Annotated in this window: 10 protein-coding genes; 6 read left to right on the forward strand and 4 right to left on the reverse strand. The window is 37.5% G+C overall.

What is annotated here, in order from left to right; genetic code table 11:
• Positions 1–86: 86 nt before the first annotated feature.
• From ASG31_RS11315 to ASG31_RS11335, 5 genes are all read left to right on the forward strand, one after another.
• Positions 87–1,133: a DUF6263 family protein gene (locus ASG31_RS11315; RefSeq protein WP_056032315.1), complete on the forward strand. Its 1,047-nt coding sequence runs from the start codon at positions 87–89 to the stop codon at positions 1,131–1,133.
• 15 nt (positions 1,134–1,148) lie between these two features.
• Positions 1,149–1,784, forward strand: a complete 636-nt coding sequence (locus ASG31_RS11320) for a hypothetical protein (protein WP_056032318.1) — start codon at positions 1,149–1,151, stop codon at positions 1,782–1,784.
• A 54-nt stretch (positions 1,785–1,838) separates the two neighbouring features.
• Positions 1,839–2,063 carry a hypothetical protein gene (locus ASG31_RS11325; RefSeq protein WP_056032321.1) on the forward strand — a complete coding sequence of 75 codons (225 nt, stop codon included), beginning with the start codon at positions 1,839–1,841 and terminating at the stop codon, positions 2,061–2,063.
• 38 nt (positions 2,064–2,101) lie between these two features.
• Positions 2,102–4,636: a YfhO family protein gene (locus ASG31_RS11330; protein WP_056032323.1), complete on the forward strand. Its 2,535-nt coding sequence runs from the start codon at positions 2,102–2,104 to the stop codon at positions 4,634–4,636.
• A 97-nt stretch (positions 4,637–4,733) separates the two neighbouring features.
• Entirely contained in the window at positions 4,734–6,023 is a 1,290-nt protein-coding gene (locus ASG31_RS11335; RefSeq protein ID WP_056032326.1) for a glycosyl transferase family 1, read from the forward strand.
• Here the strand turns inward: ASG31_RS11335 and ASG31_RS11340 are convergent, their stop codons facing one another.
• The gene (locus tag ASG31_RS11340; RefSeq protein WP_056032328.1) at positions 6,024–6,659 is read right to left on the reverse strand and encodes a hypothetical protein; all 636 of its coding nucleotides are present in this window, start codon (positions 6,657–6,659) and stop codon (positions 6,024–6,026) included. It lies immediately after the preceding gene.
• A 220-nt stretch (positions 6,660–6,879) separates the two neighbouring features.
• Between ASG31_RS11340 and ASG31_RS11345 the strand changes: the two genes are divergently transcribed.
• The gene (locus ASG31_RS11345) at positions 6,880–7,842 is read left to right on the forward strand and encodes a YpdA family putative bacillithiol disulfide reductase (protein WP_056032331.1); all 963 of its coding nucleotides are present in this window, start codon (positions 6,880–6,882) and stop codon (positions 7,840–7,842) included.
• Positions 7,843–7,967: 125 nt separating this feature from the next.
• On the opposite strand, the gene ASG31_RS11350 is transcribed toward ASG31_RS11345, so the two are convergent.
• From ASG31_RS11350 to ASG31_RS11360, 3 genes are all read right to left on the reverse strand, one after another.
• Positions 7,968–9,998, reverse strand: a complete 2,031-nt coding sequence (locus ASG31_RS11350; protein ID WP_056032334.1) for a TonB-dependent receptor — start codon at positions 9,996–9,998, stop codon at positions 7,968–7,970.
• Positions 9,999–10,394: 396 nt separating this feature from the next.
• Positions 10,395–11,621, reverse strand: coding sequence for an MFS transporter (locus ASG31_RS11355; protein WP_056032336.1), 1,227 nt, complete (start codon positions 11,619–11,621; stop codon positions 10,395–10,397).
• A 167-nt stretch (positions 11,622–11,788) separates the two neighbouring features.
• The gene (locus ASG31_RS11360) at positions 11,789–13,462 is read right to left on the reverse strand and encodes a glutamine--tRNA ligase/YqeY domain fusion protein (protein ID WP_056032339.1); all 1,674 of its coding nucleotides are present in this window, start codon (positions 13,460–13,462) and stop codon (positions 11,789–11,791) included.
• Positions 13,463–13,774 lie beyond the last annotated feature (312 nt).

Here is a 13,774-nt window from a genome sequence, read left to right on the forward strand (position 1 = left end):
TCATCAAATCGCCTGCATTTGAATACACAAAAACCAATTAAAAGAAAGCGATTGTAAATGGTGAATTAACAACAATAAATATACTTATGAAAAATATAGCAGTATTTGCATTACTATCCATCGCTTTGGTATCGTGCAAAAAAGAAACCGCAACCATCACAAAAGTAGATCCTAAGACAGGAAAAACAATCACGGTGGAAGTGCCTGCAGATTCTATAAAAAAGGTGGAAGCCAACCCTGCAATCAAAGATTCACTGGGAGTTTTCAGACAAACCTTTAAACTTAAAAAAGGAGAAACTTATCCACTTACAACCTATCAGAGAGATGTAAGAACGATGACGGATCCTTCCGGAAAAACCATTTCAGGAACAAGCGATTCTACCGATGAGATGAATTTTACTGTAAATGATATTAAGGGTAAAGTTTACGATATCACCATCAATTTAATTTCAAAAAGAAGTTCACAAAATTCTCAGGGAAAAACAATTGCTGTTGACACAAAAGAGGCCGCTCCAAAGGAAGATCAGCTGAAAATGGTTTGGAATATCAATAAAGCTTTGGTAGGAAATAAACTTCAGATGAAAATGGATGATCATGGGAACGTGATTTCTATTACAGGATTCGAGCCTATTTACAAAAAGATCGCTGACGTTGTCGCTAAAATCGTGAAAGATAAAACGCAGGAAACAGGTGTTGTCGAAAGCTTGAAACAAACCTTCAACGAGAAAGTTTTAAAAGAACAGTTCGAAAAAAACCTTTCTGTAATGCCTAAAAAAGGAGTGAAGATTGGTGAAAAATGGACTTTAAGCGAAAGTGCAGACGAAGCGGGAAAAGTAAAAGTAACATCAAACTACCAGCTGAAAAGTGTAGGAAACGGTATTGCTGAAATCTCTGTAACCGGCGGAATTCCGAAGAAGACCGATAAACAGAAACAGGGTGAAATGACACACAGTTTAACCAGCGAACTTTCGCAGGACGGCGTTATTAAATTTGACCAGAATACAGGTTGGATTACGCATCAGAACATCAGTGTAAAAACCACTCAGGTTGAGACGATTGCCAATGCAAAAGAGTCACAGTCTATGAAGAGTGTTTCTAATTCTACGGTTATGGTAAATCCTTCTGCGAAATAAATCTAAGTCGCAACTATGAAAAATACCTGGATAGCTCTTTTTGTGATTCTTTCAAATTTTTTATACTCACAGCCTGGTTTTGAAAAAGGAGAGGCCATAACAAAAAATGGTGAAAAAATAGAAGGTTTATTCAGCAGGTCGGCGTACCATTCTGTTCCGGAATTTTTAATATTTAAAAAATCTGACGAAGCAAAACCAGAAAATATTTTCACTGGAAATCTGAAAGAATTTTGGGTAGGAAAAAAAATTTTTTTCCTGGGTGAGGCAATGATTGACCGTTCTTTAACAGCCAACCGGATAAGAGCAATCTCAAAGAATCCTCATTTTGAAAGCAATTTAGAGACGATCTGGTTGGAAATCTTATTGACAGGTAAACTCAATCTATATAATTATTACAAACACGAAGTAGTGAGATATTTTTATAGAAAAGAATCAGAACAGGAAATTAAACAGCTCAATTACAAAGAATACTCAACGAATGAGAATTACTTAAAACGAAATGAAGAATATAAAAATCAATTGACAGAATTATTTTCTGACTGTCCAAAAATTACACAGGATAAAATCGAAAAATTGTATTACGACGCAGAGCCATTGAAAAGGATTTTTAAGCTTTATAATAATGACGGCATGGCAAGTAAGAGAAATTGATAACTCAATATAATTAAAAGTAATAGAGCAAAACTCAAAATACTATCTAAAGTAATGAAATATTTATTAGAATTCGTACTCATCACCATCGTACTGTTTTTCGTCTGGAATATTTTAAAGAAAATCTTCTTCAACAAATTTTATAAATATACAGGCTTCAAACCTCAGGAAAGGGCTCCAAAACAGGAGACCAAAAATGCAAACATTGAGAAAAAAGTAAAGTGGGACGCAGAAACTGTGGAATATGAGGAGGTGAAGGAAAGCAAAGACAAAAGGTAATCATTCAGACCAAATAAAAAAAGATAACAACCATCAGCATGGCAAAAAATAAAAACTTAGTTTACATTGCAATTTCAATCGTTGCATTCTTGGTTTTAGCATTTTTATATTCAACGCCGGTACTCACCGGAAAGCAGCTTTTTCAGCATGATATCGTGCAGTATCGTGGCGGCGCAAAAGAACTCATCGATTACAGAGAAAGTTTCGACAAAGAAACCTACTGGAGCGACTCTATGTTTGGAGGAATGCCAACGTATCAGATGGGAAGCCGCTTTGAAGGCGATATCATAAAAAAAATAGACAGCTATCTGAATATTTTGCCAAGACCTGTCAACTATATGTTTTTACTGTTCGCAGGATTTTTCCTTTTGGGAATGGTTGCCGTTCGAAACTGGAAATACGCACTTCTGGGAGCCACATTTTTCGGACTTTCCACCTATTTTTACATCATTATTGCCGCTGGACACAACGGAAAAGTGAATACCATCGAATATTTCGCACCACTTTTAGCCGGAATTCTTTTGGTTTATATCCGCAAAAAATACATCCTTGGTTTCATTGTCACCACCCTATTCTTCGGGCTACAGGTCGCGGCAAACCATCCTCAGATGACTTACTATCTGTTTTTAGGACTCGGATTTTTGTTTATTTCTGAACTGATCAGAGCGATTCTGAAAAAAGTTCCGATGAAACATTTTTTAATTTCTTCAGGAATCATCGCCTTTTCATTAGCCATGGGGGTTGGGATGAATTCCCAGAGAATCATGGCCAATTCTGAGTACATCAAAGAAACCGTAAGAGGAAAACAGATTTTAAATAACGAAAATCACACCGCAGGAAACTCCGGGATGGATAAAGCAAGCATCTTGAACTGGAGCTACGGAAAACTGGAAACCCTGAATCTTTTCATCCCAAGACTGATGGGTGGAGGAAGCCAGCAGGAATTTTCAGATTCTTATCCTAATAAACTGAGAGAATCATTGGCTACTCAAACCAATGACGAAAGTCAGATTGAAGAAGGTGTTCAGAGTATCGTGCAGCAGACAACACCATATTGGGGCGATCAGCCCGGAACTTCAGGGCCTGCTTATCAGGGAGCTGTAGTTTGTTTTCTTGCCATTTTAGGATTCTTCTTTGCGCCAAAAAAATACCGTTACTGGATTCTCGGAGCAACGATTCTGACAGTCCTTTTAGCTTGGGGAAGCAATTTTATGCCGCTGTCGGATTTCTTTATTGATTATATTCCTTTTTACAGCAAATTCAGAGCGCCTTCATCAATTTTAGTTGTTGTGGAATTACTCTTTCCGCTCATTGCAATCATTGGTTTGTATAAATTTTTCACAGATTCTAATTTAACTGAAGAGTATAAAAAGAAAATTCTGCTTTATGTAAGTGGTGGTACTTTAGGTTTAACTTTAATTCTGCTTCTTTTCGGAAAATCTTTACTCGGATTTACGAATGATTCTGAAAAAGAAATTCCGAATTTTATTTTGGATGTAATTATTGAAGACAGGATAAAATTATTCAGAATTGATGCTTTCAAAGCATTGATTTATGTAGGAATCACCGCAGCCGTTTTATTTTTAGCACTAAAACAGAAACTCAATCAAAACATCGCACTTGTAATCATCGCACTGGTAAGTTTGTTTGATTTGTGGAGTGTGAACAGAAATTATCTGAATGACAAAAATTATGTAGACGAAATCTTTGCTGAAAACCCTTTCCAGACAGAAGGCACAGATTATTTGGCGGAAAAAGTGGGCGACAATCCTAATTTACAGTCAATTCTCGCAAGCATTCCTGTTAACAAAACATTGGAAACTATCGCTCAGAAAGACCAAAAGCACTACAGAGTTTACAATCAGGTTTTAGGGGTAACAGGAGAAACAAATACTTCTTATTTCAGACCGTCCATCGGTGGTTACCACGCGGTAAGACTGAGAAGATATGATGATCTGATGAATGCCTATATTTCGCAGCCAGACAGTGTAAAAACTCCAAAAATTCTTAATTTACTGAATACAAAATATATGATTTTCGGTAAGCCATCCGAGCCACAGGTAGTTCCGAATCCTAATGCCAACGGAAATGCGTGGTTTGTAAGTGATTTAAAATTTGCCAATAATCCAAACGAAGAAATCGCTTTGGTGGGTGAAATCGACAGTAAGAAAACAGCAGTTATCAACGTTGATGATAAAAAATATTTTAATGGTAAAAATCTACAGCCAGATTCTACTGCAACGATTAATTTAACGAAATACGAGCCCAACGAACTTGAATTCAAATCTTCTTCAAAAACGCCACAGCTGGCTGTTTTCTCAGAAATTTATTATCCTCACGGCTGGAAAATATCTGTTGATGGAAAAGATGCTGATTATGTAAGAGCAGATTACTTATTGCGTGCCGTTCATATTCCTGCCGGAAATCACAATATCAAAATGGTTTTCGAGCCGCAAGTCATTGAAAACGGAAAATGGATTTCACTGATTTGCTTCGCCCTGTTTGTATTATTGAGCGCTGGTGGAATTTATTTTGTTTACCGTAAGAGAGACGAAGCTACAGTTATCGGTTAACGTAATTGCGAGGAGGAATGGCGAAGCAATCTTTTGAAATTAATTACAGTTGATGAGATTGCTTCGGTCCTCGCAATGACAGTTTCCAAAATTGATTATGGAATTAAAAAAAATCCTTATCATCACTTACTACTGGCCACCTGCTGGAGGCCCGGGCGTTCAGCGGTGGTTGAAATTTGCAAAATATCTCCCCGAATTCGGCTGGAAACCCATTATTTATACCCCGGAAAATCCAAGTTATCCTTTGCTGGATGAAAGTCTGATGAAAGACGTTCCTGAAGGTTTGGAAATCGTAAGAACAAAGATCTGGGAGCCTTATCAGCTGGCTGAAAAGCTCAATAAAAGCAACAAAAAATTCAAAGCCGGACAGTTTGATGTGGGTGAGAATCAAAGCTGGAAATCCAAACTTTCGATTTGGGTGAGAGGAAATTTCTTCATTCCCGATGCAAGAGTTTTTTGGGTAAAACCTTCCACGCAGTTTCTGGAAAAATATCTGAAGGAAAATAATATTGAAACTATCGTTACGACTGGCCCTCCCCACTCGATGCATTTGATTGGATTAAATTTAAAAAAGAAATTCCCCGAACTGAAATGGATCGCCGATTTCCGCGACCCATGGACGGAAATTTCCTACTATAAACATTTAAAACTGACCAACAGATCAGATAAAAAACACCGTTTTCTGGAAAGCGATGTTTTCAAAAATGCAGACATAACTTTGGCGACAAGTTATACCGATGCAGAAAATTTCCGTAAAAACGGAGCCAACGCATTCTGTATTACCAACGGTTTTGACGAAACAGATGCTTCGACTTCGCTCAGCATGACACAGAAGTCCACTAAATTTACTTTAAGTTATATCGGAGTTCTGGAGCAGTTGCGAAACCCAGAAAACCTCTGGAAAGCATTAGATAATTTAGTAAAAACAAATTCAGATTTTGCTGAAAATTTCAGTTTAAAATTTGTGGGTAGAATTGATGATAAAATTTTAGAATCGATTGAAAATTCAGCCTTAAAAAATCACATTTTAAATCTTGGCTACCTTTCCCACGATAAAGCGGTTTCAGAAATGTCGAATTCTAATCTTTTGCTGATGACCAATTTCCCGAACGATTCATCAAAAGGCATTATTCCGGGGAAAATATTTGAATATTTAGCAACCGGTAAACAGATCATTTCATTTGGACCCGACGAGGCTGATGTTGCAAAAATTTTGGATGAAACAAAAGCCGGAAAGCATTTCAGCTACAGTGATTCCAAAGAAATTGAAGATTTTATTCTGGAAAAATTTGAGTTGTGGAAAAACGGAAACCTTCTAGAAAACACGCAGAATATTGAGCAGTTTTCAAGACGGAATTTAACTAAACAACTTTCAGAAATACTATAATTAAATCGTCCACTCATCATTGATTACGGCAACAATATAATATTTCCCTTCAAATTCTTCGAAAACGAAGCGCAGTGCATTCCAGTCCATACCGCTGCTTTTTTCAGAGCCGGAAATGTAATTTTCTGTAAAATTAGTTCCCGGATATATTTCTTTCAGATTATTAAGTGAATTCCCGCTTCTAAGGAATTTATTGTATGCATATTCAGATTTGGTAAAATCTTTTTTAAACACCCAATTTTTCATATACTGGTTGATGGTCGCTTTGTAAATTTCCCCCGAACCGTCACGTGAACCCCACGTAAAAATAGTTTTTGTTGAATAATATTTCTCAAAATCTGCCCTTGAAAAATGCTTGTCTTCATTTTTATTCACAAACGCGTACATTGAAAACCTCACTCCTTTCTGAGGATGAATATATTTTGCAAAAACATCGTAAAAGTTGACTTTCAAGGCTTGCAGGATCTCATCATTGGTCTTTTTCAGCGCAACTTCTGTAGAAAATGATTCCTGTTTGGTCTCCGTTCTTTCATTGCTTCGTTTCAAATTATCTGTAGAAACTGTCGGGCTTCTGTCCTGCTTTTTATCACAGGCCAAAACGGCAAAGACAGATAGGATTGCAAGTGCTTTTCTCATTTTTTTTAATTTTTGAAAAAAGTCCAAATGCGATGCCAGTTTGAGTTGGAGGGGTGGAGTCCTTCGACGGGCTCAGGATGACATTCGTTAGAGTATGAGGGTTTGAGAGTATTAGGGTTTGGGTGATTTTTGTTGTCATCGAAATTAAATATAAAAGCAGTCACTGTTTTTACCTGACTGATTTTTACTTTTCCAAAAGGCTTTTTCGTATTTTTGATGTATGGAAATTTTGGATATTCTCATTATCGGAGCCGGACCGATTGGATTAAACTGTGCTCTTGAAGCGAAAAAAAATAATCTGAATTATTTGATTATCGAAAAAGGAACGATTGTGAATTCACTTTACAATTATCCTTTGTACATGAAGTTTTTTTCGACGGCTGATAAACTTGAAATTGCAGAAATTCCTTTTATTTCCGCCGCTCCCAAACCGGGAAGACAGGAAGCTCTGGAATATTATCAGGGAATTGCAAGGCAGAAAAATCTGAACATCAATCTTTATGAAAAAGTGTTGAAAGTTTCCAAAAATGAAGAATTATTTGAAATAAAAACCTCAAAATCTACATATCAGGCAAAAAACGTCATCATTTCTACCGGATTTTACGACATCCCGAATCTGATGAATATACCTGGAGAAGATTTGCCTAAAGTGAAGCATTACTACAACGAACCCTACCCCTTTGCACGACAGAAAATTGTGGTGGTAGGCTCGAGCAATTCTTCCGTTGATGCCGCCCTTGAAACCTACAGAAAAGGTGCTGATGTCACAATGATTATCCGCAATCCCGAAATTTCTTCCAACGTGAAATATTGGGTAAAACCTGATATTGAAAACCGGATTTCAGAAGGAAGTATTAAAGCTTATTTTAATGCTGAAATGCTTGAAATCAGGGAAAATTCTGTTATTTTTAGAGATGAAAACAGAGATCATATTGAAATTGAAAATGATTTTGTCCTCGCGATGACCGGTTATCTTCCCGATTTTGATTTCCTGAAAAATTCCGGAATTGAATTGCAGGGCGACTGTTTAAATCCTCTTTATAATTCAGAAACCATGGAAACCAATGTTCCGAATTTATATCTTGCTGGCGTAGTTTGTGGTGGAAAAGACACGCATCTTTGGTTTATTGAAAACTCAAGAATTCATGCGGAAATGATTGTGAAAAGTATTCTTTCGAAATAACGTCATTGCAAACAAATTGAAAGAATCGTCATTGCGAGGAATGAGGAAACGAATGACGAAGCAATCTGTTGAAAATGTTACGCTGTCACGAACAGATTGCTTCGTCGTTCCTCCTCGCAATGACGCTAGAAATCTACCTTCATTCCCAATACAAAATTCCGTTTCGCTGCAGGATTGTAATACCGGTTTCCAAATGCGTTGGTATCAAAGCCTAAAACATACTCTTCATTGTAAAGATTCTGAATTTGAAAATATAAATTCAATCTTGTCTTGTCGATATCTACAGGAAATCTGAACTGGATATTTCCTATTAAATTAGCTTCTGACCAAACGGAATTGGCATCATTTAAAGGAATTTTGGAAGTGTAAAAGTGGGAATAGTCAACAGATAATTTTTTGAAAAATGTAAAATTCAGTAAGCTGTTAACTGTGGTTTCAGGAACTCCGGTTAAGTCATTTCCTGAGAAATCATTTCCGTTTTGCTGATAATTCTTAAATTTAAAATCGTAAAAACTCCCTGAAAATCTGAATTTAAAATTGCTGAAAAAGTAGTTTTTCAAATCAAAATTTTTAGATTCCAGTAAAACTTCAAAACCTTTTTGTATGGTTTCTCCGGAGTTGACAAAAAATTCCTGTCCGCTCTCATTTTGCCTTCTCACAATCGCATCTTTCATCCGAAAATCAAAGTAAATTCCTTCTACAAATAATAAATTTCCAAACTGTTTTCTGATGCCGATTTCTTTGTTCCAGCCGTATTCCGGACTTAGATTCTGATTAAACTGCTGCGTTGAAGAACGGATTTCTTCACTCGTGGGTGCAGAATTTCCCTTACCGATTTTTCCTCTGGCTGAAAAACCTTTACCGAGAAAATATGTCACACCAAAATTGGGCAGCCATTGGTTTTTAAATTGAATTTTCCCGGTTTCAGTACTTGGAAAAAGCCGTTCCCAATCGTAGTAATTTGAATTTAAACTGATGGAAATATCGGTAAATAATTTTTCATTAAAATTTAATTTCTGGGAAAGAAAATAAAATCCCGAAGCATTCTTCAGCTGATCAAAATTCTGCGGATTACCCTCAATGCCTCGGTTGTTATCGTAGTTTTTAATTAAAATATCATTGATTCCACCTTCAAAACCAAAACGGTACGCCAGAGAAACTTTTTCCCACGTTTTTTCATAATTAAAATGGGTTCTTAAGGCAAAATTCTTCTCAAAACGATTTTCAAAATTGGTAATAAACGGATTCTCAAAATCCACATACGAACCCTGAAATAAAATGAAATGAGAGAAATTCTGGTTGAACTGATATTCATTTGAAAGTCCGGCCAAAACCATTTTATTTCTGATTCCTGCATTCTGATCTGCCGCTCCTGGAAGCGTCGCTGTTTTTGGTCTAGCCTGTTTTCTATTGAGATTCATCTGTTCCAGGGTAAGTCCGCCAGGTGTTTGATAATCGAGGTCGGAGTACATCAGCATTCCTTTTAAAATTCCTTTTTTTGAATACTGAAGATTGTCTTTTATGAAAATCTGCTTTCTTTTTACCTTCGACTGATCCCTGTAAGAATCTGTCTGATAATAGTTCTGAAAAACTTCCAGAAAATGTTTCCCCAGCTGTTTTGAGAAATCAAAACTTTGGTTGAATGTGCCATAACTCCCGGCTGAAATATTGGCTGAAATGTTATCCGAAGTCTGTGTTCTTAAAAGGATGGTTCCGCCTGTGACGGCACCGTAATCGCCACTTTCAGGACCTTTGTAAATCTCCATTCTGTCAATTAATTCAGGAGAGATTACATTGAAATAGGTATTTCCCGAAGCATCAGATAAAATAAAATCATCCAGATACACTTTCACATTCCGAACGCCGAAAGGTGACCTTAAAGTGCTTCCGCGAAGGGAGATCCTGTAACTTCCCGGCGACCTTTCTTCCATTCTTGCTCCTGCAATCTGGTTGATGGATTCCAGCATTCTTTCCGGCGTATTCTGATTCAGCAAATTTTCTGAAATGACTGATACCGACTTTGTGGAATTGATGAGTGCTGTAGGTTTTTTATAAGCATCGATTTTCACTTCTGAAATGAGATTTGCAGAATCTTTTTTTTGTGAAAATACTATTGAGGCGGAAAAAAGAGGGAGAACGAAGTAGAGCTTTTTCATTGCGAATGGCTATGCAAAAATTGTACTGTTTATCAATGAAAGCTTAAGTTGTGGTTAAAAAATCTTTTTGGTTTATCTGAAAAACCCTGCCAGGGTTTGGAACACTGGCAGGGTTGAGCGGTTGAGCTGGATTTTGCAGATATTCATTTTAGAAAGCCGCAAGAGTTTGAAAACCCTGAAGGTTTGAAGGAGATTGAAAAAGTTGTTTTAGGAAAAAATATGTTTTACGTGTACCCTTCTTTGCGTGAGGGATGTGGCGGGCGGCGACGAAGGAGCCGGTGCGGAGTGAGGTACGAACGGAGCACGGAAGCGAAGCGGACCCCAGAGCAGCCCGACCCGAAGTTTTGGCGGTGGAATCAGCGGTGGAAAAACGAAGGGGCACGCCCAAATTTTCATTTAAATCTTCTCTTTTTGTGCACCAATCATCCACGGAACTACAAAATAAAATGCAATGGCGATGGCAGCTGCTGTGATTCCGGTTCCGATCCACAGGATCGTGAAGCCCAGTTTTTCGGCAATTAATGTTCCTAAATAAGGAGTTACGATGAATGCGATTGAGAATGAAATCCCGTTCAAACCCATGTATGCGCCTTTGTTGTTTTTACCTGATCTTAACGCTGTAATCGTGGACATAAACGGCAACGCCCAGATCTCTCCTACCGACAGCAAAGTCATCGAAATGATAAGCGTGAAGATGCTGTAATCGAAGCCGAGCATGGCATACGAGAGTCCGCAAATAAACGTTCCTAAGAACATGGTTCTTGCAAGGCTTAAATATTTTTCGGCGACCTGAACCAGGCCCATTTCGAGGAGGACTACGATGAAACCGCTGTAACCTAAAAGGTAACCGATATTTTGCTGATTCAGATTTGCAGTGTCTTTGTAAAAGATAGTCAACGTACTGAATAACTGGAAGAAACAGATTGCAAAAAGCATACACAAAACACAGTAAATTAAAAATTTACCATCTCTGTACGGCGAGTTTTCTTTTTTAATTCCTATGATTTCTTTTGCTTTTCTGGCTTTTAATTTGGCTAATTTATTTCGTTTTCTGAAGAAGATGATGTATAAAATTCCCGCTGCCAAAGCCGCTAAAGCATTGGTATAAAACAGAAAATCATAGGAGATTGCAGATAAAATTCCGCCCAAAGCCGGACCGATGGAGAATCCTAAGTTCACCGCCATTCGGTTGAGTGAAAAGGCTCTGGTGATATTTTCCGGTTTGGCATATTTGGTAATCGCCACGGAATTTGCAGGTCTAAATGCATCACTGACAATGCTTTGCAGCAAAATAATCGCAGCAACACCTACTTCTGTTTTGAAAACGGGAATTAAACAGAACAGCGGAACGCTCAGCAACAAACTGAAATACTGCACTTTATACTCCCCGATTCTGTCGGTAATAAATCCGCCCAACCAAGAACCGATTACGGAGCCGATACCGAAAAAGCTGAGAACAATTCCTGTTTTTTCGATGCTGAATTTGAGATGCGCTGTCATATAAACTCCCAAAAAAGGGAGCACCATCGAACCGGCACGGTTGATGAGCATGACCAAGGCAAGCATCCAGCTTTCCTGAGAGAGGTCTTTGAAGGAGTTGGTGTAGAGATTTATGAGTTTCATGATGAATATGATTGAGGATAGATGATGGATGATGGATGATTGGTGTTGGGTGTTTTCTTTTTTCTGAGTGATACAGTCAATATTCGTTAATTTGGCCAGTTTAAAAACAAAAAAACAGGACTTAAAAAAATTAAGCCCTGTTTCATTTATAAAATATAAATAAATTTTTACTCCGGCTTATAGGAGTCTTTTAAAGTCACGGTTCTGTTGAATACAAAATTGGTATCTGTAGAGTCTTTATCTTTTGTGAAATATCCAATTCTCTGGAATTGAAGAGGTTCTTCCACAGCCACATCCTTTAAGCTTGGTTCCCCAAATCCTTTGATAACAGTGACAGATTCAGGATTGATAAAGTTCAGAAAATCTACATCTTTCTCAGCATCAGGTTGTTCTACAGTGAATAATTTCTCGTAATTTCTGATTTCCAGAGGGATGGCATGCTGTGCAGAAACCCAGTGAATCGTTCCTTTTACTTTTCTTAAACTTTCTTCAGTTCCGCTTCCGGATTTTGATTTTGGATCATACGAAGCGTAAATCGTTGTGATTTCACCATTTTCGTCTTTCTCTACTCTTTCACCTTTGATGATGTAAGCAGATTTCAGACGTACTTCACCGCCCAGTTTCAGTCTGAAAAATTTGTTTCCAGCTTCTTCCTTAAAATCTTCACGCTCAATATATAATTCTCTTGAGAACGGAATTTCTCTCGTTCCCGCATCTTCCTGCTCGTTATTATTTTCTGTGGTTAACCATTCTTCCTGTACTTCCAGATAGTTTTCAATGATTAATTTTACAGGGTCTACAACCGCCATTACACGTTTAGCAACCTTGTTTAAATCTTCACGGACGCAGAAATCGAGTAACTGAATTTCAATTAAATTTTCTCTTTTGGCAACGCCTACTTTATCGATGAAATTCCTGATGGCATTTGCTGTAAAACCTTTACGTCTCATCCCCGAAATTGTGGGCATTCTAGGATCATCCCAGCCATTCACTACATTCTCAGCAATAAGTCTCTGCAGTTTTCTTTTGGAAGTAATCATGTAAGACACGTTCATTCTGGCAAACTCTCTCTGCTTGTTTTTTACCTTTCCTTCCTCATACACCTGATCTAAATACCAGTTGTATAAAGGTCTGTGGTTTTCAAACTCTAATGAACACAGCGAGTGTGAGATTTGCTCGATATAATCAGATTCACCGTGAGCCCAGTCGTACATTGGATAAATTTTCCAGTCTGTACCGGTTCTGTGGTGAGGCTTGTTTAAAATTCTGTACATCACAGGGTCACGCATATTCATGTTTGGCGAAACCATGTCGATTTTTGCACGGAGAGACATTGAACCACTTTCGAATTCACCGTTTTTCATCCTTTCGAATAAATCTAAAGATTCTTCCAAAGGACGGTTTCTGTACGGAGATTCAATACCAGGTTCTGTTGGGTTTTTTCTCTGCTCGGTAATGACTTCGGAAGGCTGCTCATCAACGTAAGCTTTTCCTTCTTTAATCAACTGAACTGCCCAATCGTAAAGCTGCTGGAAGTAATCTGAAGCATACAGCACTTTATCCCATTTAAAGCCTAACCATTCAACGTCTTTCATGATAGAATCTACAAATTCCTGCTCTTCTTTTTCAGGATTTGTATCGTCGAAACGAAGGTTTACGGGAGCGTTGTATTTTTCACCCAAACCGAAATTGATGCAGATTGCTTTTGTATGACCTACATGCAGGTATCCGTTTGGTTCAGGCGGAAAACGGAAACGGAGCTCATCATTTCTGAGACCGTTTGCCAAATCATCTTCTATAATTTGCTCAATAAAATTGAGTGATTTTTTTTCTTCTTCCATTAAAATTCGCTTTATAATGCCGATTGATACGACAATTTGCAAATTTAGGAAAATTAAAGATTAAAAAAAAAAGATAATTTACTGCATATTTCATTCGGGTTGTGTTTTTTTTGACGAACTTTAATGTGGAAAAAAGAACTCCGCAAACTTTACCCGAAATCCTGTTATTACAGATTACAGTTGTGAAATGATCGCCTGAATTTTGATTAAACTCTGAATTTCAGGCATCTGTAAATGCTAATTGGAATTAAAATTTCTGATAACATTGTGACAAATGCAAACATTAAGAATTTAATGAAAAAGAAAATTCAC

The organism is Chryseobacterium sp. Leaf404 (genome assembly GCF_001424145.1).
Taxonomy (GTDB): Bacteria; Bacteroidota; Bacteroidia; order Flavobacteriales; family Weeksellaceae; genus Chryseobacterium.

Excerpts from the sequence above, each read along its gene's own strand:
- ASG31_RS11315 (WP_056032315.1), top strand. The coding sequence starts at position 87 with ATGAAAAATATAGCAGTATTTGCATTACTATCCATCGCTTTGGTATCG.
- ASG31_RS11340 (WP_056032328.1), bottom strand. The coding sequence starts at position 6,659 with ATGAGAAAAGCACTTGCAATCCTATCTGTCTTTGCCGTTTTGGCCTGT.
- ASG31_RS11330 (WP_056032323.1), top strand. The coding sequence starts at position 2,102 with ATGGCAAAAAATAAAAACTTAGTTTACATTGCAATTTCAATCGTTGCA.
- ASG31_RS11325 (WP_056032321.1), top strand. The coding sequence starts at position 1,839 with ATGAAATATTTATTAGAATTCGTACTCATCACCATCGTACTGTTTTTC.
- ASG31_RS11320 (WP_056032318.1), top strand. The coding sequence starts at position 1,149 with ATGAAAAATACCTGGATAGCTCTTTTTGTGATTCTTTCAAATTTTTTA.
- ASG31_RS11360 (WP_056032339.1), bottom strand. The coding sequence starts at position 13,462 with ATGGAAGAAGAAAAAAAATCACTCAATTTTATTGAGCAAATTATAGAA.
- ASG31_RS11350 (WP_056032334.1), bottom strand. The coding sequence starts at position 9,998 with ATGAAAAAGCTCTACTTCGTTCTCCCTCTTTTTTCCGCCTCAATAGTA.
- ASG31_RS11355 (WP_056032336.1), bottom strand. The coding sequence starts at position 11,621 with ATGAAACTCATAAATCTCTACACCAACTCCTTCAAAGACCTCTCTCAG.
- ASG31_RS11335 (WP_056032326.1), top strand. The coding sequence starts at position 4,734 with ATGGAATTAAAAAAAATCCTTATCATCACTTACTACTGGCCACCTGCT.
- ASG31_RS11345 (WP_056032331.1), top strand. The coding sequence starts at position 6,880 with ATGGAAATTTTGGATATTCTCATTATCGGAGCCGGACCGATTGGATTA.